The 20,224-nt window shown below is 63.3% G+C and carries 12 protein-coding genes; 4 read left to right on the top strand and 8 right to left on the bottom strand.

Annotated elements, in window-relative coordinates; translation table 11 throughout:
* Positions 1-184: 184 nt before the first annotated feature.
* The gene (locus ACODSP_RS14430) at positions 185-1,903 is read right to left on the bottom strand and encodes a methyl-accepting chemotaxis protein (protein ID WP_488966266.1); all 1,719 of its coding nucleotides are present in this window, start codon (positions 1,901-1,903) and stop codon (positions 185-187) included.
* 473 nt (positions 1,904-2,376) lie between these two features.
* On the opposite strand from ACODSP_RS14430, the gene ACODSP_RS14425 reads away from it, so the two are divergent.
* Entirely contained in the window at positions 2,377-2,691 is a 315-nt protein-coding gene (locus ACODSP_RS14425; protein WP_488966265.1) for a hypothetical protein, read from the top strand.
* Positions 2,692-2,730: 39 nt separating this feature from the next.
* Here the strand turns inward: ACODSP_RS14425 and ACODSP_RS14420 are convergent, their stop codons facing one another.
* A complete protein-coding gene (locus tag ACODSP_RS14420; RefSeq protein WP_488966264.1) occupies positions 2,731-4,020 on the bottom strand; it encodes a serine hydrolase domain-containing protein in 1,290 nt (429 codons plus the stop codon).
* 32 nt (positions 4,021-4,052) lie between these two features.
* Positions 4,053-4,475: an RT0821/Lpp0805 family surface protein gene (locus ACODSP_RS14415; protein ID WP_488966263.1), complete on the bottom strand. Its 423-nt coding sequence runs from the start codon at positions 4,473-4,475 to the stop codon at positions 4,053-4,055.
* A gap of 261 nt (positions 4,476-4,736) precedes the next feature.
* Here ACODSP_RS14415 and ychF point away from each other — a divergent pair, with 261 nt between their 5' ends.
* From ychF to ACODSP_RS14400, 3 genes are all read left to right on the top strand, one after another.
* Positions 4,737-5,834 carry a redox-regulated ATPase YchF gene (gene ychF, locus ACODSP_RS14410; RefSeq protein ID WP_488966262.1) on the top strand — a complete coding sequence of 366 codons (1,098 nt, stop codon included), beginning with the start codon at positions 4,737-4,739 and terminating at the stop codon, positions 5,832-5,834.
* A 371-nt stretch (positions 5,835-6,205) separates the two neighbouring features.
* Positions 6,206-7,486 (top strand): hypothetical protein, encoded by a 1,281-nt coding sequence (locus tag ACODSP_RS14405; RefSeq protein ID WP_488966261.1) that lies wholly within the window; start codon positions 6,206-6,208, stop codon positions 7,484-7,486.
* A 259-nt stretch (positions 7,487-7,745) separates the two neighbouring features.
* Positions 7,746-9,620, top strand: coding sequence for an autotransporter domain-containing protein (locus tag ACODSP_RS14400; RefSeq protein ID WP_488966260.1), 1,875 nt, complete (start codon positions 7,746-7,748; stop codon positions 9,618-9,620).
* A 176-nt stretch (positions 9,621-9,796) separates the two neighbouring features.
* Here the strand turns inward: ACODSP_RS14400 and ACODSP_RS14395 are convergent, their stop codons facing one another.
* The 5 genes from ACODSP_RS14395 to ACODSP_RS14375 form a co-directional block, all read right to left on the bottom strand.
* Positions 9,797-12,169: an efflux RND transporter permease subunit gene (locus ACODSP_RS14395; RefSeq protein ID WP_488966259.1), complete on the bottom strand. Its 2,373-nt coding sequence runs from the start codon at positions 12,167-12,169 to the stop codon at positions 9,797-9,799.
* Positions 12,170-12,219: 50 nt separating this feature from the next.
* Positions 12,220-13,188, bottom strand: coding sequence for a WD40/YVTN/BNR-like repeat-containing protein (locus ACODSP_RS14390; protein ID WP_488966258.1), 969 nt, complete (start codon positions 13,186-13,188; stop codon positions 12,220-12,222).
* Positions 13,189-13,278: 90 nt separating this feature from the next.
* Positions 13,279-14,616 (bottom strand): DUF1329 domain-containing protein, encoded by a 1,338-nt coding sequence (locus tag ACODSP_RS14385; protein ID WP_488966257.1) that lies wholly within the window; start codon positions 14,614-14,616, stop codon positions 13,279-13,281.
* Between the two features lie 47 nt (positions 14,617-14,663).
* Entirely contained in the window at positions 14,664-16,898 is a 2,235-nt protein-coding gene (locus ACODSP_RS14380) for a DUF1302 domain-containing protein (RefSeq protein ID WP_488966256.1), read from the bottom strand.
* 329 nt (positions 16,899-17,227) lie between these two features.
* Positions 17,228-20,128 (bottom strand): EAL domain-containing protein, encoded by a 2,901-nt coding sequence (locus ACODSP_RS14375; RefSeq protein ID WP_488966255.1) that lies wholly within the window; start codon positions 20,126-20,128, stop codon positions 17,228-17,230.
* Positions 20,129-20,224 lie beyond the last annotated feature (96 nt).

Raw genomic sequence — 20,224 nt, 5'->3', positions numbered from 1 at the left:
ACCTGGGCATTGATGGTGGCATGGCCCCAGGAGGAGCACGCGTTAACCTATATTAACAAATCACTACCGACTCCACCAGCCGGACAAGCCCCCCTTACGGATAGGGCAAAAACGCAAAACCCCCGTCCGGAAGGACGGGGGTCTGCGGAAAAAATCAGGACTGGTCCAACTGCGCTGGCGTCTTTTAGGCGCTGCGCACCTGGGCCAGGAAGCGGTCGACGGTATTGCCCAGCTCGCCAGACTGGCGGGCCATGTTGCGGGCAGCCGACAACATGTCGGTGGCCGACGAACCGGTCTGATGGGCCACCTGCTCCAGGCTTTCGATATTGCGGGTCACTTCCATCGTGCCCATTGAAGCCTGCTGCACATTGCGGGCGATTTCCTTGGTGGCGGCGTCCTGCTCCTCAACGGCACCGGCGACCATTTCGGAGATGTCATTGATCTCCGCGATGGTACGGCTGATGACGACGATGGCGTCGACGGCCTCCTTGGTGGCGTCCTGCATGGTGGTGATCTGGCTGGCAATCTCTTCCGTGGCCTTGGCCGTCTGATTGGCCAGCGACTTCACTTCCGATGCCACAACGGCGAAGCCCTTGCCGGCCTCACCGGCGCGTGCCGCCTCAATCGTCGCGTTCAGGGCCAGCAGGTTGGTCTGGCTGGCGATGTCGCTGATCAGCTTCACCACGTCACCGATCGACTGTGCACGCTGGGCCAGCGACTGCACGGTGCCGTTGGTCTTCTCGGCGGTCTTGGCGGCATCGCGGGCGATACGGGCCGAGGTATTGACCTGATTGGAAATCTCAGCCAGCGAACCGGCCAGTTCCTCGGTGGCGCTGGCCACCGACTGCACATTGGCGCTGGCCTGCTGGGTGGCCGCGGCCACCGCACTGGTCTGCGCACGGCTTTCCTCGGCAGAGGCCGACAGGCCTTCGGCGGTGGACTGCACCTGGCTGGAAGCACCAGACAGCTCCGCCACAACGCCCTTCACCGAGTTTTCGAAGTCGGACGCCAGCCGCTCCATGGACGCCTTCTTCTCGACGGCGGCCTGACGCTCGGCCTCTTCCTGACGGCGGCGCAGGTTTTCCACCTCAAGCGCGTTGTCCTTGAAGACCTGTACCGACTGCGCCATGGCGCCGATCTCGTCGCCACGGCCCAGACCGGACACGGCCACAGTCAGGTCGCCACCCGCCAGCTTGGACATGGCGGACTGCATGTCCTTCAGGGGCGCACCCACGATCTTATGCAGCAGGAAGACCAGCAGACCGATCAGGACCGCCAGCACGATGGCGGCGATCAGCAGATTGCCCATGACGGCGGCGGAGATGGAGGACTGCACATTGGCGCGGCTCCAGGCCACGGTCAGCGTGCCGACTTGATCACGGTTGGCGCCGGCGCGTACCGGTGCTTGGGCAATCAGGAAATCACCCAGATCCTGCACCTTCACTTCGCCGACGGTCTTGTCGATCTTCGCCTTGGCGAAATCGAAGCCCGTCATGCCGGCCGGCAGCGGCTTGTCCTTGGTGGGATACTCGTTCAGCACTTCACCATCGGCATCCACCACCTTCACGGCCGCCAGGCTGGTGCCCTTGGCGGTGGCAAGGTCGGCGTAGCTGTCGGCGACGGCGTCGGAATTCTTGAAGCGGACGGCGGCGGCCATCTGGGCCGCCATCATCTCCGTGACCTGGCTTTCAGAGCGCTTGGACAGGTCCAGCATGGCGTCGTTCATCGACGACGCGCTGAGCCCGATCACAGCACCCAGGCCGATAATAACCGGCACAGCGATGGAGAAGGTAATCTTCCGGCTGATGGACCAGTTACCAAAAAGGGCGCCCAACCCCCCGGCGGAGCCGGCGGCCGGCGCAGACTTGCCGGTCGGTCGCATGGTCCGATTGATAGTGCTCATCTCGCTGAACCTCTCCTGTCCTTTTCCGCACGCGTAACCTGATTACTGCACAGGCACACAAATCCCGCACAAGCGAAAACATCCCGATTAGAACGACCGTGCCATCAATTGTGATGACAGGTCGCCGATCCCCACCAAGAAGGACCGGGCAACCATTACACGCGATGGAATGAGTAGTTAATTATCGACATTTTTATTAAAACTCACCCCATGTTCGGTCCGGCGGGAATGCCCCTTGCCGACCCGACATACTTTCGCATAGGTATAACCGAGCTTGTAACGAAAATGTAGGCGTATCTACTGTACCAGCGGTGGATTCGCAGGAGGCGCGGAGGTCGCAAACAACTGGTTAATAAATTGCCGGTAAACTCGGCAATCAGAAGCCCTAGGGAGGGGCGCCGGAGGGACGGAATGTCCCCCGCCTAATCGAAAGTGTGTCAACGATAAGTGGCGATGAAAAAGGGGCTTTCACGATGAAGAAAATGGTTGCGGCCATGCTGGCGGTGGCGGCGTTCGGGTTTGTCGGCGCGGCTCATGCCGAATGCACGTTGAAGGATGCACCCGTCCTGCCCGATGGCGCATCGGCGGCAGAGGCGGACATGGTGGCGGCGCAGCAGTCCGTTAAGGCCTATGTGGCTGAAACGCAGGAATATCTCGCCTGCCTGGAATTCGAGGGCAAGGGCCGCGCCGGTGGCGACTGGACCAAGAAGTACAATGATGCTTCGACCCGAATGGAGAAGTTGGCGGCAGAGTTCAACAAGCAGTTGCGCGCCTTCAAGTCCAAGTAATCAACAGCCTATTCCCAGGCTGCCCCTATCCCCGTTCTGTCAGCGATTGGCTGCCGGGACGGGGTTGGACGCACCACCCGGCGGGGGGCCCAACGGCTCCACCGTAACCTTCGGCACGGGCGGCGGCTTGACGATGGGTGGCATCTCCACCTGACCATTCAGGTCGCGGGCGCGTCCCACCTTCATGCCGTTCTTGGAACGAAACTCCGCCGGCGGCGTGGTCAGGGATCGCGACACGAGATTGGCCAGTGCCGATTCGTCCCAGTCGGGAACCGCCGGCCCCAGGCGCAGCACAACCAGATCACGGCCCTTCGATACGTAAAGCCGCGCCCCGTCCGCGCCGGACAGGAAGATCGTATCCCCGTCGGCGAACGGTTTCTTGGCGCCATTGCCGTTCACCGGCTCAAACGGCCAGCCCAGGCGCACGCGCCAGCCATCATGCCGGGAATGGGTGATGGGCCGTTCCATCTGATCCAGCCAGGGGGTGGGCACCAGTTGCGTGCCCCCCACCATCCCGCCTTCCAGCAGCAGCAGGCCGGGCCGCAGCCAATCACGCGCCGTCGCCTTCACACAGCATTGCAGATAGGCGGCACCATCGCCGCCGCCGGCGGTCAGGCTGCCCGGTCGCGCGCCCATGGGCTGCCACAGCTTGGTCGACAGAAGGTCGGCTGCCGGCACGCCCGCCGCACGCGACAGCACCAGTCCCAGCACCTGGGCTTCGAACAGGTTGGGGGCGAAGCGGCTGCCCGGCTCGCTGTCCAGCTTGGCCGACAGGGTCCAGGCGATGGCATTCCCGTCCGGAGCCGCCGCCGGCAGCGTCAGGCCCGACGTGCCTTCCAGAAGCTGGCGCACCGTGATGCGGCCCCGGTCATCGCCGGCCCATTCGGGAACCCAGGTAGCAATACCCGTATCCAGCCCCGGCAGCACCCCGTCGCGCAGCGCCTGTCCGGTCAGCAGCGCCATGATGGCCGGCATCAGACCCGATGCCTCCAGCATGTCGCCGGCCTGAACATCGGGGGCATAAAGCTCCAACTGCAGAGCGCCCGCGTGCCAGACCAGCAGCGCACGGCTCTTGGTTGCCGTGAACAGGGCGTTGATTTCCTTCACCCCCTTATCCGACAGCACGCCGGCATCGGGATCGGCCATGGGCAGGACGGTGCCGGGACCCGACGCCAAGGACCGATCCACCGCCACCGGTCCTTCCACCTTTTCCGGGATCAGGATACCGGCGGGATCGCGCCGTTCCTCCCGGTCGCCGCCCAGCCACCACACCGCCCCCAGGGCGGTTCCCAACAACAGGGCGGATGCGATCAGGACCGGACGGCGCATGGTACTTCTTCCCTATTCAAGCGTCCGTCCGCTTACTGGACGTGACGGTAGAGGGGATAGTCCCTGGCCTGCACCACTTCCCACACGCCATCGGGCTGACGGCACAGGAAACCGGTCGCATGCTGGTACATCTCCTCCAGGATGACGACGGAATGGAACTCACGGCAGGGACGGTTCTGCCCGTCATAGCCGTCGCGCAGCACCTTAACGGCACCGCGCTTGCCGGTGATGGGATTGGCCCAGCCGACCGGAGCATCGATCGGCTTGGCCGACATTTCACGGAGCGCGCCCTGGAAGCCGGCAATGTCGCTGTCCTCCATGACGATGGTGCGCGGCTTGGGCGGCGGGGGGGGCGGCGCCTCCGCAACCGGCGCCGGTGCCGGCGGCGGCTTCGTCTGGCATCCGGCAACCACCAGCATCAGACAGATCAAACCCAGGCTGCGCTTGTTCATCATTTCCCCAAAACCGCATGGACCCGTAAGGTTGGCTTCTCTACTGCCAAACCGCCGGGGGCCAAGGCAAGGGCGAACCCCTCACCCCTTCGATTTGACCCCCAATCTTGGCGGTAGCGTGGCACGGCTTGGATGGACCAGTGACAAGTTCGTGCCCACTGGCCAAATGACGGGGATGCCCTGCACCCCCGTCATTTGCTTTCCGCGCGCGGATCGCCCATAACCGGGCCAATCCTTTCCATCTTTTCGGCAAAGCATCGTCCCATGGGATTCAACTGCGGTATCGTCGGTCTGCCCAATGTCGGCAAGTCCACCCTGTTCAACGCGCTGACCAGCACGGCAGCGGCCGAGGCCGCGAACTACCCGTTCTGCACGATCGAGCCGAATGTGGGCCGCGTCGGCGTGCCCGATCCGCGCCTGGACAAGCTGGCCGAGATTGCCAAGTCGCAGAAGATCATCGCCACGCAGCTTGAGTTCGTGGATATCGCCGGTCTGGTGCGCGGCGCGTCGAAGGGCGAGGGTCTGGGCAACCAGTTCCTGGCCAATATCCGGGAAGTGGACGCCATCGTCCATGTCCTGCGCTGCTTCGAAGATGGCGACATCACCCATGTCGAAGGCTCCATCGAGCCGGTCCGCGATGCGGAGACGGTGGAGACGGAGCTGATGCTGGCCGATATGGACAGCCTGGAAAAGCGCCTGCCGCCCCTGCAGAAGAAGGCCAAGGCCGGCGACAAGGACGCCAAGGCCCTGTCCGATCTGATGGAGCGCGTGCTGGCCGCATTGCGCGACGGCAAGCCGGCCCGTACCGTCGAGGTCTCCAACGAGGAGCGCGACGCGTTCAAGCAGATGGCGCTGCTGACCGGCAAGCCTGTCCTCTATGTCTGCAATGTTGAGGAAGCGTCGGCCGGCACCGGCAACGCCTTGTCTGCCAAGGTTGCCGAGATGGCCGCCCGCCAGGGTGCCGCCAGCGTCGTCATCTCCGCCGCCATCGAGGCGGAGCTGTCGCAGTTGCCGGATGAAGACAAGCTGGAATACCTGTCCTCGCTGGGTCTGGAGGAGCCGGGCCTGAACCGTCTGATCCGCGCCGGCTATAGCCTGCTGGGTCTGCTGACCTTCTTCACCGTCGGCCCCAAGGAAGCCCGCGCCTGGACCGTCCGCAAGGGCGCCAAGGCACCGGAAGCCGCCGGCGTCATCCATACCGATTTCGAGCGCGGCTTCATCAAGGCCGAGACCATCGACTTCACCAGCTACACCACGCTGGGCGGTGAGGTCGGGTGCAAGGAAGCTGGCAAGATGCGCATGGAAGGCAAGGAATACCTGGTCCAGGACGGCGACATCTTCCATTTCCGTTTCAACGTGTAAGCGCCCGGTTCATCCCCGGCCCTGGATCAAGCCCCGCCCTCACCGGCGGGGCTTTTTCTTTGCCAAACGGAAACGATTGAAACAATGGACACCGGGTCTCCCTTTGCGCGAGTCGCGCCGGATTGACCGTTGCAACCATCGGGAAGCCAGACCGGTGGCCAGAGCCGACCAAAGCCCAGGCCCGGATATAGTGAGATTTTCCAAGGGGGTAGCAAGCCGGCATTATACAGTAATACCGTATTTCGTCATTTCGAATTAAGCAACTTATTGACCCCCAACAGCATCAGCGTTATCTGTTTTTCCGGGCTGGCAAATCTGACGGCTGATGGTCCCTTGTGGACCGCGCCGTCCTTATCAGAGGCATGCGTGCGATGAGTTCGCAGATTCTCACTTTCGACAAATCGGGTCTGATCCTGCGCTCGCTGACGGGCATGTCGATGCCGTTGCCGGGTGTCGATACCCATGGCGTCAATGCGGTTGTGGCCGGGACCCTTTCCGCGGACGGTGTCGCCGATGTCGTGGTCGGGCGTGACGACGGCACCTTCTCCTGGTTCGATGGGCAGAAGGATGGCGAAACGCCGGTCGAGCATAAGCTGGACCTGCCGCTCCCCACGCCCGCCATGGTGGGCATCCAGCGCGTGACGGAACTGGCCGGTATCGCCGATGCCAATGGCGATGGCCGCAACGATGTGATTTTCAGCTCATACCTGCTCTACAGCGACACGCCGAACGTCGCAGTCGATCCAGGACCGGATGGTGAGGTTCACATCCTGCCCTACCCTTATGGCGACGACGCACTGCCGCCGCCGTCGGCGGGTGCGCCGGCGGAAGAGCCGATCTTCACGATCCTGCCCTATCCCATGCCGCCGCGCCCCATCGCCGTGGGGGAGCCGTATCCCGGCAGCGATCTGACGAAGATCGATTTCTCGAACATCAAGGTCGATCTGCGCGGCGTGCTGATGACCACGGGGAACGAGGTCTATATCCCCGGCCCCGAACAGGGCATCGCCGTGGGTGAACCCCATCCCGGCACCGGTCGTTACGCCGAACCCGCCAAGCAGATTTACGGCGTCGATACCGACACGGGTAATGTTTACGTCATCTGGGACAATCTGGACCGCAACAAGGAATTTGTGGCCCTGGGCAATCTGGATGCGCGCGGCGGCGTCGACGTCCTGTTCACGGACAAGACCACGGGCGATCTTTATGTAAAGAATGACCTGTCCGACGCCTATTTCGTCAGCGGCATCACCTCTGACGGCACGGTTTCGGTTGCCGCCGTCGGCAATTTCCAGGGCGATGACAGCCTGGACGAAATCCTGTTCTACGATGCCAGCTCGCGTGAATTCAGCATCTGGGTGCACCCGCCGTTCGACATTGCCACCAGCTACATGGTCGGCATCGATTACTTCAAAACGGTGTTCAAGCTGGATTTCGGCTGGGACTTCGTCGGTACGCAGGATATCGACGGCGACGGGATCGAGGACATCATCGTCGCGGCGGTGGGTGACTTCGCGCCGTACCAGCCGGGTTCCCTGGCGCCCGTTGCCTACTACAGCTCGGCCACCGAAGAACTGGTGGAGCTGGGCAGCTTCGATCCCTTCACGCTGAAGGCGGTCGGCAATTTCTTCGACGGTCCCAGCATCCTGTAATATCCAGTACAGGGGTTATGAGGCACACTCTCACTATTCCTTTTGCGGGCGGTCCCTTGGGGTCGCCCATTTTTTTCATCTTTCGGGGCAATCCAGGTGGGTGGTTGTGTCATCGGGGCCGCAATCGCCGGAATAATGCATATGGAACCGCCCTTTACGTAACGTCACCCCCTTCCGTGGCCTGCCTTCATTGGATACCGTCTCTCTCGTGCTGAATCGGGCAATGAAACGTAAGCCCGACCATGGGAGGAACCTTTTGATGAGCCACAAGCTTCTGGGCGGCACCGCCCTTGCCGCCGTCCTGTCCCTGTCCGCCATCGCCATGGACGCCCCGGCCGCCAAGGCCCAGGGGATCGATATCTCCTCGCTGGTCGTGTTCGGCGACAGCCTGAGCGACACCGACAATCTGAAGAACCTGAACCCGGCCACCCGGCCCGGCGCGCCCTATGTCAATGGCCGCTTCTCCAACGGCCCCGTCTGGGCCGAGGATCTGGCCACCCTGACCGGCATCAGTGTCAGCAGCCGCGCCTATGGCGGCGCCCGCGCCACCCGCGCCACCCCCATCGACCTGACGGCCCAGGTTGACGCCTATCTGGCGGGCGGCACCTCCATCCCGGCCAGCCGTGGCGTGGGCATCTGGATCGGCGGCAATGATTATATCGCCGTCCTGACGCAGCCGCAGGCCAACCCGACCGCCGCCGCCCAGGCCGCCATTGCGGCCACCACCGGCGCCATCACCACCCAGGCCGGTCGCCTGTACAGCGCCGGCGCGCGGCAGTTCGTGTTGTTCAACCTGCCGCCGCTGGGCTCCATCCCGCTGACCAGCAGCCTGTCGGCTGCCGACAAGGCCAGCGCCAACACCGTTTCCGACCTGCATTCCCAGGCCATCAAGGCCTCCGCCAACGCCCTGCGCGCCCAGGGCGCGACCGTGACGGTGGTGGATGTGCAGACCCTGTTCCAGGGTCTGGTCGCCTCTCCTTCCACCTATGGCTTCACCAATGTCACCACCCCCTGCTATGCCCCCATCGGGCCGGGCGGGTCGCTGGTGGCGACGGGTGTCTGCGCCACGGCGGCGGGTGCCGCCGGTTCGGTGTTCTTCGACGCGCTGCACCCCACGGCTGCCGCGCATCAGATGATCGCCGAATATGCCTATGGCACCCTGTCGGCAACGTTTGAGGCGCCGGCAGCACTGGCCATCAGCACCGATACCTCGCAGCGTCTGCTGGATCTGGCGAATGAGGGCGTGTCGGCCCGCATGTCGGGTGCACGCACCGGCCAGGGTTCGGTCAATGTCATCGGCGCGCAGGCCGGCCAGGATGACCGTTTCGGCCTGTTCGTCTTCGGCTCCTATGTCGATGGCGACCGTGAGGAAGTGCGCGGTCAGTTCGGCTATGATTATGACGGCTTCAATGCCGGTATCGGCGTCGATTATCAGGTCGACCGCCATGTCATCGCAGGTGTGGCCTTCTCCTATGGCAACCTGAATTCCAAGACGGACGGCGCCTATTCGAAGCTGGACACGACCGCCTATAACCTGACCGCCTATGTCACGGCGGCGGCGGACGATCTGTGGCTGGACACGACCATGTCCTACAGCTTCGACGACTATCAGTCGGAGCGTGCGACCCGCTTCACGCCCTTCGCCAAGGCCAGCGGCGATTACAAGGGCAATACCTACGCGCTGGGCACCACCATCGGCTACACGCCGGTGGCCGGTTCCTTCGCCATGGGTCCGATCTTCGGCCTGCGCTATGCCAAGAGCAAGGTCGAAGGCTTCGCGGAAAAGGGCGCCGGCCCGCTGGCCCTGACCTGGGATGATTACGACGCCGAAAGCCTGCTGGGCTCCGTCGGCGGTCAGATCAGCGGCGTGGGCACCAGCTTCGTGCCGCAGGTCCGCGTGGCCTATGAGTACGAGATGAAGGGCGACAGCCGCGCGATCGTCGGTCGCTTCGCCAATGGCGAACTGGCCGTGACCGATCCGGGTGCGGGCAAGCGCGGTCGTCTGGCCGTGGGCGCCAGCCTGGTGCATGAGACGGCGGAGAATGTGGCCGTGGCCCTGGGCTATAATGGTCATTTCGCCGGCGGCGACCGCACCGACCATGCCCTGACGGCACACCTGAAGATCGGTTTCTGATCCAGGGTTCTGGCGTAAAGGCAAAGGCCGCGACGGGAAACCGTCGCGGCCTTTTTGTTTGTCGGATGATTGGCCAGGACGGGCACCAGCCTGCGGCACCGGTCCCCAATATACGCAAAGAGAAAGGGCCGCGACGCTTGCACGTCGCGGCCCTTTTTCAACACCCTATCCCCGCATCAATGCACCGCGAAGGTCCGCTTGGACGCCCGGCGCACTTCCGCCTCGTACAGCTTGGGGAACATCTTGTAGAGCAGGGCCGCCACCGCCGGCAGCAGGACGACTGCCCCGATCATGTTGGCCAGGAAGATGAAGGTCAGCAGCACGCCCATATCGGCCTGGAACTTCAGGTCGGAGAAGATCCAGGTCGCCGTCGCCACGGCCAGGGTCAGGCCCGTGAACAGCACGGAACTGCCGGTTTCCTGCAGCGTGCGGTAATAGGCTTCGGCAAAGTTAAGCCCGTGCTTCAGATAGGATTGCAGCCGGTTGAAGATATAGAGGCCGTAATCCACGCCGATACCCACGCCCAGCGCCGCCGCCGGCAGGGTTGAGATTTTCAACCCGATGCCCAGCCAGGTCATCATGGCGTTACACAGGATCGACACGACGATCAGCGGCAGAACCGTGGCCAGCGAACCGACGATGGAGCGGAAGGTGATGACGCAGAACAGCACGACGGTGGCATAGACCAGCAGCAGCATGGGCTTTTCCGCCGTCATCACCGCCTGATTGGTGGCCGCCATTACGCCGACATTGCCCGTGGCCAGGTTGAAGCTGACCGTATCGGACGGGTTGTCCTTCTTATACTGCTCCACCGCATCCACGATGCGCTGGATGGTTTCTGCCTTGTGATCCTTGGTGAAGATCATCACGGGCATGACGGAGCAGTTGGAATTCAACAGGCCTGTCGATGTCTCGATGGGCGAAACGGTACGGACCAGAACCTGGGAATTGCGCGGCAGCACGCGCCAATTCAGGTTGCCCTCGTTCCAGCCGGTATTGACGGTCCGCATGGCGGTGGCCATGGACATGGTCGACTGCACGCCATCGACATTGGAGATGGCCCAGGTGAAATCATCCACCTGCTTGATGATGTTGTAATCGATACAACCGTCGGCCTTGGTCTCCACGATGACCTGGATGATATCCACGCCGATGGCGAACCGGTCCACGATCAACTGGGCATCCTGGTTATAGCGGCTGTCGGGCCACAGTTCGGGCACGCCGGCCTCGGTATCGCCCACCGTCATCTTGCGCTGCTCCCACAGCGAGATGCCGAACACGCCCAGACCGATCAGCACCATGACAATGGCACCCTTGGGCCGGGCGAAGACAGCGAACCAGCCCCAGACGCGGTCGAACCGGTCCACCTGACCCGATACGCGGGCGCGATACTTGTCACCCAGCGGCAGGAAGGACAGCACCACCGGCAGCACCCAGAGATGGGTGATGATGATGATCAGCATGCCGACCGACGCCGAAACGGCCAGTTCCTGGATCATCTGGATCTGGATGATGGCGATGGTGACAAAGGCCAGCGCATCGGTCACCAGGGCCGAGGCACCGGGCACCAGCAAGCGTTCAAAGCTGATCCGCGAGGCCGTGAAGGCGTCCGCCCCCTTGCCCATCTCCTGCGTGATGGTGCCGACATTCTGCACGCCATGGGAAATGGCGATGGAGAAGACCAGGAACGGGACCAGAATGGACAAAGGATCGATGCCATAGCCCAGCAACACCAGCAGGCCGAACTGCCAGATCACGGTGCAGAGCGATATGCCCAGCATCGCGAAGGTCATCATCCAGCTTTTGCCATAGCCATAGACCAGCACGGCGGTGATGACGAAGGCGATGGCGAAGAACAACACCACGCTCTTGGCACCGTCGGCGATATCACCCATGGCCTTGGCAAAGCCGATGACATGGACCTGGATCTTGTCATCCTCGAACTTGGCGCGGATGGTCTCCAACTGCTTTGCCACCGCCATATAGTCCAGTTTCTGGCCGGTGCGCGGGTCCTTCTCCACCAACTGCACCGACACCAGGGCGGCGGTGAAATCCTCGGCGACCAGACGGCCCACCTGCCCGGATTTCAGGACGTTTTCGCGGACGATGGGCAGCCACTGATCATTGGGCTGGAACTCGGCAGGGATGACATTGCCACCCGCAAACCCGTCCTCCACAATCTCGATGAAACGCACATTGGGCGTGAAGATGCTGGTGACGCTGGCGCGGTCCACGCCGGGGACGAAGAACACCTCTTCCGTCACCTGCTTCAGCCGGGTCATGAATTCCGGCGTATAGATGTCCCCTTCTTTCACCGACAGGGCCACAAGCACGCGGTTGGCGCCGCCGAATTCCTTCATGTGCTTGGTGAAGGTCTGCATGTAGGGATGGTCGAGCGGCAGGGTCTTCTCGAACCCGGCATCGACGCGCAGCTTGGCACCTTGCCAGCCCATGAAGGCCGTCAGCAGACCGAACACGACCAGGATCAGCACCCGGTTGCGGAAGGTCCAATGTTCAAGACGGGACAGGAAGGAGGTGGACTGGGACATATCGGTTCGCCTTGGCGTTCAAGGGATCGGGGCGGGGCGAAGACAGCGCGTCAGGGGCGCGCCGGGATCGGCCCGTGTTCACCCAGAAGGATGAGGCTGCCGTCGGGTGCCTGAATGGCATCGGCCAGCGCCACGCGGTCGGCACGCTTGGTGGTGCTGAAGGTCCGGCCACCATCGCCGCTGGTCAGGACGGCCCCCTGGGCACCAACCAGCACCACCGACCCGTCGGCCAGAACGGCACCGCCCATCAGGCCCGCCGTGGTATTGCTCTCAATCGCGGTCCAGCTTTTGCCGCCATCATCGCTGCGCAGGATATTGCCCTGCAGCCCATAGGCCAGGAAGCTCTGCGGTCCCAGGCTGAGCGCATCGAAGAAAGACCCGTCATAGGGACTTTCCAGCTTGGTCCAGGTGGCACCGGCATCGGCGCTGTACAGCAGGGTCCCCGCCTCACCCGCGATCAGGCGGGTTTCCGGGGTCGGGGCCAGGATGGCGTTGAAATGGAAATCATCCTCGCTGATCTGCCGGCTGTTCCAGGTGGCGCCGCCATCGGCGGTTTCCAGATACAGGCCATAGGCACCGACCGCGATGCCATGCTGACCATCGGCGGCGAACAGCACATCCATCAGCGGCTGTTCCAGTTCCGGATCGGCATGCTGGACCTTCCAGCTTTCGCCCCCATCCTCGGTATGCAGGATGACGGCATCATGACCCACGGCCCAGCCACGCTTGGGCCCGGCGAAATGCACACCCGTCAGGGCGGCATTGGCCGGTACCGGCACCTGACGCCAGGCCTTGCCATTATCGTCGGACAGCAGGATGTGCCCGCGCTCCCCCACGGCGACCAGCCGGTCACCGGCCCGTGCCGCACCCAGGATCAGGGACTGGCTGGCCAGCGGAGCAATGACCGCAGGGCGCAGGGCCGGGGCGGCCGCCTCCTGTGCTGCCGCGGGCAGGGCACCCAGGGCCAGCAGACACAGGCTTGCGGCCAGGGGACGAAGGGCGGAGGAGGAACGGAGCATCGGATCACCGGCGAGGTTGGTTAACGCGGCCCAAGAGACGGAAAAGGGCCGGCCGGTTCGCCACCGGCCGGCCCGTTGCCGCATCCGTGATCAGCGCACGCCAGCGCGGCGCAGGCTGTCGGGCGAGAAGTCGGCGTCGGTGAACTTGGCGTCGAACTTGTACGGCGCCTCCTGATTGTCCAGACCGATCGCGGTGTAACGGCCGGACTGCAGGTCATAGAGCGCATCCAGCGTCGACCAGAAGGTCGGCATGGAATAATAGTTCACCGGATGGCTTTCAGCGACGCGCCACATCTCGCCACGGGCATCCAGATGGTCGGCGACCAGGATCTGCCAGCTATCCTCGTCGATATAGAAGCGGCGCTTGGCATAGATGTGGCTGGTGCCCTGCTTCAGGGTCGCTTCCACGACCCAGACGCGGTGCAGTTCATAGCGGGCCAGATCCTGGTTGATATGGCCGGGCTTGACGATATCGTCGTACTTCGTGTCCTTGGAGTGCAGCTTGTAGGAATTGTACGGCACGTACATTTCCTTCTTGCCGATCAGCTTCCAGTCATAACGGTCGGGCGCGCCGGAATAGACGTCGAAATTGTCGGTGGTACGCAGGCCGTCGGACGCGGTGCCGGGATTGTCATAGGCGACGTTCGGGGCACGGCGCACGCGGCGCTGACCGGGATTGTAGGTCCAGGCCGAACGCGGCTCCTTCACCTGATTGATCGTCTCATGCACCAGCAGGATTTCACCGGCCAGACGGGCCGGGCTGGTCACTTCCTGCAGGAAGTAAAGCGAGGTGTTGGCCGGTGCGCCACCCGGTGCCTGATACAGGTACTTCACCTGCTCATGCAGCATGATCAGGGTGTAGGAACCGTCGGTCTGCGGGTTCACTTGACCGACATTGCGTTCGGTGGCCTCACCGCGATAGCGCAGCAGGTGGTTCCAGACGGCTTCCACGCCTTCCTTCGGGATCGGGAAGGGCACGCCCTCCTTCGCCCCTTCCACACCATTGCCGCCATCGGCCAGCTTGGCACGCGATCCGTTGGCGATGGTTTCCTTATAGATGCGGTCCGGGTACGACGCGCTGCGGCGGGTCGGATAGACATTCATCTTGTAGGTGGGATAGCGCTTCAGCAGGGCCTTCAAACCCTCCGGCAGCTTATCCTCATACTGCGCCATGTTGGCGGCGGTGATGGTGAACTTCACCTTGTCTTCGGGGAACGGGTCCACCTCGATCGTGCCGGGCTGCCAGTTGGCGGGCGGCTTGGTGATGCCGCCCGTCCATTCCGGGATGGAGCCATCGGCATTACCCGCCTTGATGGCGCCCATCGGCGTCAGGGTCTTGCCCAGATCGGCGGCGGACTGCGCCAGGGCGGGAAGGCTGAAAGCCAGGGCGATGGCGCCCCCCAGCAGAATAGATTTCATACGGAACATGCGTTTCCTCCTCGATCGCTATCTTCTTATCTGGTCGTTTCGCGGCGTCAGAACGAGTACTTGACGCTGGCCGACACAAAGTCGCGATCGTTGATCAGGTTGAACTTTCCGGCCCCGAAGAAGTTGGAATAGGCAAGGTCGATCGTGATGGTCTCACGCACCAGGGCGCGAAGACCAAGGCTGACAGCCTTGCGACCTTCCACGAAATTGCCCAGCGGCGTCGGCGTGGTGCCGTTGACGTCATGCTGCCAGGAGATGGAGGGGTACAGGTTGACGCCCGGCAGTGCGTTCAGATAATCGAAACGCAGGGCCGCGCGGTACCCCCAGGAGAAGGCATCCGCGAACCCGTCAGTGGCCAGATCGGCCATGCCGCCACGGCCCACAAAGACCGGGTTGCCGCCGACGACGGTGCCCGGGCCTTCCAGACGCAGCACGGACTTGTCCGGCATGTCGGAAATCCAGGTGCCGCCCACTTCGGCCACCATCACCCACTGATCGGCGCCGAACGCACGCTCGAACGCCTTGGTGGCGGTCATCTGGGCTTGGGTGACGTCGAACTCTTCCCAGCCCTGGATGCGCTTGCCGAAGTAACGGTTGGCCAGATCGGCGGTGACGGCGGCGGCCGTCGTGCCCTGGATCACGCCGATCTTCTTCACGATCTGGTTGGTATTGAACAGACCTGCAGCGGCCGCGGCAGCCTGGTTGGCACCCGCGGCAGCACCGGCGGTGGCACCGGCGGTTTCAAAGGCGGTACGCGTGCCGCCCGGCGAACCGGGGGCGGCGGCGATACCGGCGCTGATGGCGCCCGCAACCGTGGGGTTGATCGCCTGGATCTGCTCGAAGGTCAGGCCCGTGAAGGGACGCAGGGCCGGGTTGCCGGCGATGGCGGCAGCCACAGCGCTGTTGAAGGTGGCGCTGCCCTGCGTGCGACCGGCGGCGGCACCTGCCGTCTGCCCCTGGGAAATGGAGCCCAGGATGGACGGCGCGGCCAGCGTCGCCTGCAACAGTTCCACGTCATCCAGCTGCAAGGGCTGATCCTTGCGGAAGCTGATTTCGCCCTGAAGCGAGATGCCGAACGGGATGGTGGTATTGAAGCTGGCGCCGAACAGCTGGATATCCTCAGGATATTCAGCACGGTAGGACGAATTGCGCGTGAAGTTGGACGGGTCGGCCTGGAACTGCGACAGGCTGCCGACGATGGAGCTGAGCACCGGCACGCGTGAATGCAGGTTGGTGTAGTAGAAGCCGAATTCGGTGTTGTTCAGCTCTTCGGCAAAGATACGCAGCGCCAGACCGTACTGGCCATTGTCGCTGGGCGTATCATCCTTGCTGCGCGGCACGACGGTGCCGAACGGCGTCAGCGACTGCACGCCACGGAACCCGTTCAGCAGCGGGTTCGGGTAACGGTCCACGGGGAAGACGTTGCCACCGGCCACCGCACCCTGGGTCGGGTCGTCACGGAACAGGTAGTTGCCGAAGCCGATGAACAGATGATCACCGCCTGGAGAGGCCGCATCGTTCGTGGAGAAGAAGGAGCCCGAGGCTTCCGGCTCCGTATTGTCCCACTTGAACTGATAGAAGGCTTCCAGGGAGATGTTTTCGTTGAACGAGAAGTTGATGTCGGCGATGGGAACCGGCAGGAACCCTTCCTTCAACTCCGACCCCGGCACGCGCAGGGCGGACACGTCGATCGGGTTGATGGAGTTGATGCCGTTCTGAATGAACGTGCTCTCACCCCAGCTCAGCACCTGCTTGCCCAAGCGGACTGACAGGTTGGAACCGTCGCCCACCGCGAAATCGCCATAGACGAACGCGTCCAGCAGGTCAAAATCGCGACCCACGCGTTCGGTCGTGTCGGAATTGAACGCGAAGCGGTTAGTGCGCGCACCGTTGGTGGACGACTTCTTGGCGTTCACGACGTCATAGAAGTAGGTACCACGGACAAAAGCACCAAGGTTGCCGTAGCTCAGCTTCAGCTCGTGCGTGGCACGACCGGCGAGCGACACCAGACCCTTGTCATAGTTCAGGTTGCCATTGTCGCCATTGATCGAATGGGCGCGACCGCCATTGGCGACGCCGATCAGGTCCGGATCACGGCCCTGGACGCGGAACAGGGCGCCCATGGTCAGGGTCGTGTCGAAGCTGCCGCTCAACTCACCCCGATTGAAGCTGACGGCCTGGGCACTGCCCACCACCAGCATCGGGGCCAGGATGGCCGCCGCACTCACCCCGGCCAAAAACCGGCGGTCCATGCGCACCTGCGGCGTCGATTTGCGTGCCATGCGTTTCCTCCTCGCATCCCATTCTTATCATTCCCCGGCTATGGGCCGGCGGCCGACCCCTTTTTTGGAGCCGGGGGAATTTCGCGTAACCTTGTCGTAAAGGCCGCCATGTGGGCACGTCAAGGCTTCTATGCGCGTTATGTCTCCGGCGGGGTCGTTTGATGCGCGGACTGGCAAAAAAGACACATTTTTTGTCCAGTTTCCAATGGCTTGATCGGATTTGGGGCATTCCGGTCAAACGCCCGTTTATTGGGCAACGCTCCCGCGATACGGGTAATTTTGCACTTGCGAATGGCGAAAATGCCTCTCAACCCCTTGTGACGTTTACGTCAACCTGCAACTTCCAGCACACCATCCGGTTGCAAGAATCGGGTTTCAAGATCGCCCGGCGGCAGCGGTCGGGAGAAGAAGAAGCCCTGCAGCTCATCGCAATGATGCAGGCGCAGGAATTCAAGCTGCTCTTCTGTCTCGATCCCCTCCGCCACGACCTTCAGGCCCAATTGGCGGCCCATGGCGATGATGGTGGCGGCGATGGCGCCCGTATCGGCATTGGTCGGCGCCTCGCTGACGAAGGAACGGTCCACCTTCAAGGTGGTGATGGGCAGACGGCGCAGATAGGAGAGCGAGGAATAGCCCGTGCCGAAATCGTCGATGGCGATTCGGATGCCCCGGCCCCGGATTTCGTTCAGCGTGTCGGCGATATAGGCCAGGTTGGACATCATCGCCGTTTCGGTGATCTCGATCTCCAGCAGTTCCGGCGGCACGCCATATTCCTGGCACAGCGCGAAGACGCGTTCGCCGAACATCGGCGTGGCGATCTGCCGGACGGAGACATTGACCGCGACCGGGATGGGCGCAAAGCCGCGCCGGCGCCAATCCTGGATCTGGGCCAGGGCGGCGCGCATGACCCATTCGCCCAGCGGCACGATCAGCCCGGTTTCTTCCGCAACCGGAATGAACTTGCCCGGCGGGATCATGCCGATCTCCGGGTGCTGCCAGCGGATCAGGGCTTCCACGCCCACGGCCCGCATGTCGGCCATGGCGATCTTGGGCTGGTAATGCAGGAAGAACTGACCCTGCTCCAGCGCCTCGCGCAGGGAATGTTCCAGTGACAGGCGGGCCACCGCCGCCTCGTTCATTTCCGGTGTGAAGAAGCGGTAGCCATTGCCGCCCGACGCCTTGGCATTGTGCATGGCCGTGTCGGCATCGCGCATCAGGGCATGGAAATCCGCCCCGTCGCCCGGGAACAGGGCGATACCGATGGAAGTGGTGACGAACAGCTGCTGCCCGTCGATGCCGAAGGGGCGCGACAGGCTGACCAGGATGGTCTCCGCCACGCGGGCTGCCATCTGCGGATCGGGCAGATCCTCCGCCACGATCAGGAATTCATCCGCGCCCAAGCGGCCCACCGTATCGGCAGCCCGCACGCAGCTACCCAGCCGCTGCGCCAGGGCGCGCAGCAGCTTGTCGCCCGCCTGATGGCCCAGACTGTCATTGACCAGCTTGAAACGGTCAATGTCCAGCAGCAGCACGGCCACCGCCGTGCCCTTGCGCCCGGCATGGGCCAAGGCATGCTGCAACCGGTCCTGCACCAGGGTACGGTTGGGAAGGCCCGTCAGCGGGTCATGCGTGCTGACATACATCAGCTGTTCTTCGAACCGCTTGCGGTCCGATACGTCGGTCATGGTGCCCGTGAAGCGCAGGGGGCGACCGCTATCATCGCGGATGGCCTGACCGCGCGCCTCGATCCAGACCCAGGACCCGTCACGGTGGCGCAGGCGGTAGAGCGACAGGTAATCGCCCACCTCCCCGTTCAGGTAGCGCTCGATCTGGTTCTGCGCCATGTCCTTGTCATCGGGATGCAGCAGCCCGTCGAACAGCTTGTTGGCATACATCGCGTCGACCGCGTCATATCCCAGCATCTCGATGAATTCGGGCGACCACCAATAGGTGCCCTTTGTATAGGAATTGTCGAACACGCCGGACCGCGTGGCGCGCACGGCCAGCTTCAACCGCTCCTCGCTCTCGCGCAGGGCCTGTTCGGCACGCTTGCGCTGCGTGATGTCCTGCACCACGCAGATGGCGGTGCGGCGGTCCCCTAGGCGCATCTGGCTGACGCCGAAGGCCATGGCGAAGACCTCGCCCTGGCGGCGGCGGCCCTGGATTTCGGCGCGATTGTCGGGGCGCTGCTCCTCCTCCGACCGGCGCAGACAGGCCATCAGGGCCACGGCCACGCGGGTCCAGTCGCGCTCCTCGATCAGGGTGACGAAGGGCTGCCCCACCGCCTCGCCATCGGCATAGCCGAACAGCGCCTCGGCGGCGCTATTCATGGTTTCGATGCGCAGATCCTCGTCCAGGGTGATGATGCCGTCGGCGACATTGTCCATGATGCCGGACAGGCGCGTTTCACGCTCCCGCAGCGCATGTTCGGCGCGCACCCGCTCGACCAGCGAATGGTCGAACTGCACCAGCACCTCATTGATGGTCTTGGCCAGCAGGCCCAGTTCATCATCCTCATGCCGCTTGGGCACGGACAGAAGCTTGTCGGCCGGGCGCTGCGGATTGATCTCCGCAATGGCCGACGACATGCGCAGGAACGGCTTGGTCAGGGTGGAATAGAACATCACGACCAGGATCAGGGCCAAAGCCACCGTCCAGATGATGCCCGTGGACAGAACCACGCCCGACCGGCGGAAAAATTCCTGCGCAATCAGGAACCGGTCGATGGAGACGCGCAGTTCACCGACATTCTGGTTATGCCGCTCGATCACCAGCGGGATGGAGTAGGTCTTCTCCACCGGCAGCAGCATCTCCGCCAGCCATTTCAGCTGCCCCTCCGCCTGGGGACGTTCACGAGCGGCCAGCTGATTGCCGAAATCCTCCAGAATGACGGCGCGGTAGATGGGCTTATATTCGAAAAGACCGGTGACGACGCGGTCGGCCAGCGCCTGGTCGAAGGAATAGGCGCTCTCCGCCGCCGCCTCGCGCATGATCGACAGGACCTGGCGAACCAGCTGGTCGGACTGCCGTTCCATGTCTAGAAGGTCGATGGTGATCTGGGCCGTGGACAGGACCAGACCCAGCATCAGGGTGACCAGTGCGGTGTTGCGCGCCTGCTTGAAAGACAAGCGTTTACGCAGCGGCACGCGCGCCACCGCAGCCGTCTCCGCCGTCCCGCTTTCCGGCAGGATGTCCGTCTCGGCCTGTTCAGGCGGTAACGTCGCTTTCATCCACACCTTAGCACCAAAATCCGCCGCCGGGTCCCCATCGCCCATGCCTTGGATGCCCCAACGGCGCGCAAAGCCGGCCCATGGCCGAAACCTTCA

The sequence above is a fragment of the Niveispirillum sp. FG156 genome (assembly GCF_057809555.1).
This window is presented reverse-complemented; position numbering and strand designations above follow the sequence as displayed.

Bases quoted from the DNA above. Each gene is read 5' to 3' on its own strand.
- ACODSP_RS14430 (WP_488966266.1), bottom strand. From the start codon at position 1,903: ATGAGCACTATCAATCGGACCATGCGACCGACCGGCAAGTCTGCGCCG.
- ACODSP_RS14425 (WP_488966265.1), top strand. From the start codon at position 2,377: ATGAAGAAAATGGTTGCGGCCATGCTGGCGGTGGCGGCGTTCGGGTTT.
- ACODSP_RS14420 (WP_488966264.1), bottom strand. From the start codon at position 4,020: ATGCGCCGTCCGGTCCTGATCGCATCCGCCCTGTTGTTGGGAACCGCC.
- ACODSP_RS14415 (WP_488966263.1), bottom strand. From the start codon at position 4,475: ATGATGAACAAGCGCAGCCTGGGTTTGATCTGTCTGATGCTGGTGGTT.
- ychF (WP_488966262.1), top strand. From the start codon at position 4,737: ATGGGATTCAACTGCGGTATCGTCGGTCTGCCCAATGTCGGCAAGTCC.
- ACODSP_RS14405 (WP_488966261.1), top strand. From the start codon at position 6,206: ATGAGTTCGCAGATTCTCACTTTCGACAAATCGGGTCTGATCCTGCGC.
- ACODSP_RS14400 (WP_488966260.1), top strand. From the start codon at position 7,746: ATGAGCCACAAGCTTCTGGGCGGCACCGCCCTTGCCGCCGTCCTGTCC.
- ACODSP_RS14395 (WP_488966259.1), bottom strand. From the start codon at position 12,169: ATGTCCCAGTCCACCTCCTTCCTGTCCCGTCTTGAACATTGGACCTTC.
- ACODSP_RS14390 (WP_488966258.1), bottom strand. From the start codon at position 13,188: ATGCTCCGTTCCTCCTCCGCCCTTCGTCCCCTGGCCGCAAGCCTGTGT.
- ACODSP_RS14385 (WP_488966257.1), bottom strand. From the start codon at position 14,616: ATGTTCCGTATGAAATCTATTCTGCTGGGGGGCGCCATCGCCCTGGCT.
- ACODSP_RS14380 (WP_488966256.1), bottom strand. From the start codon at position 16,898: ATGGCACGCAAATCGACGCCGCAGGTGCGCATGGACCGCCGGTTTTTG.
- ACODSP_RS14375 (WP_488966255.1), bottom strand. From the start codon at position 20,128: ATGAAAGCGACGTTACCGCCTGAACAGGCCGAGACGGACATCCTGCCG.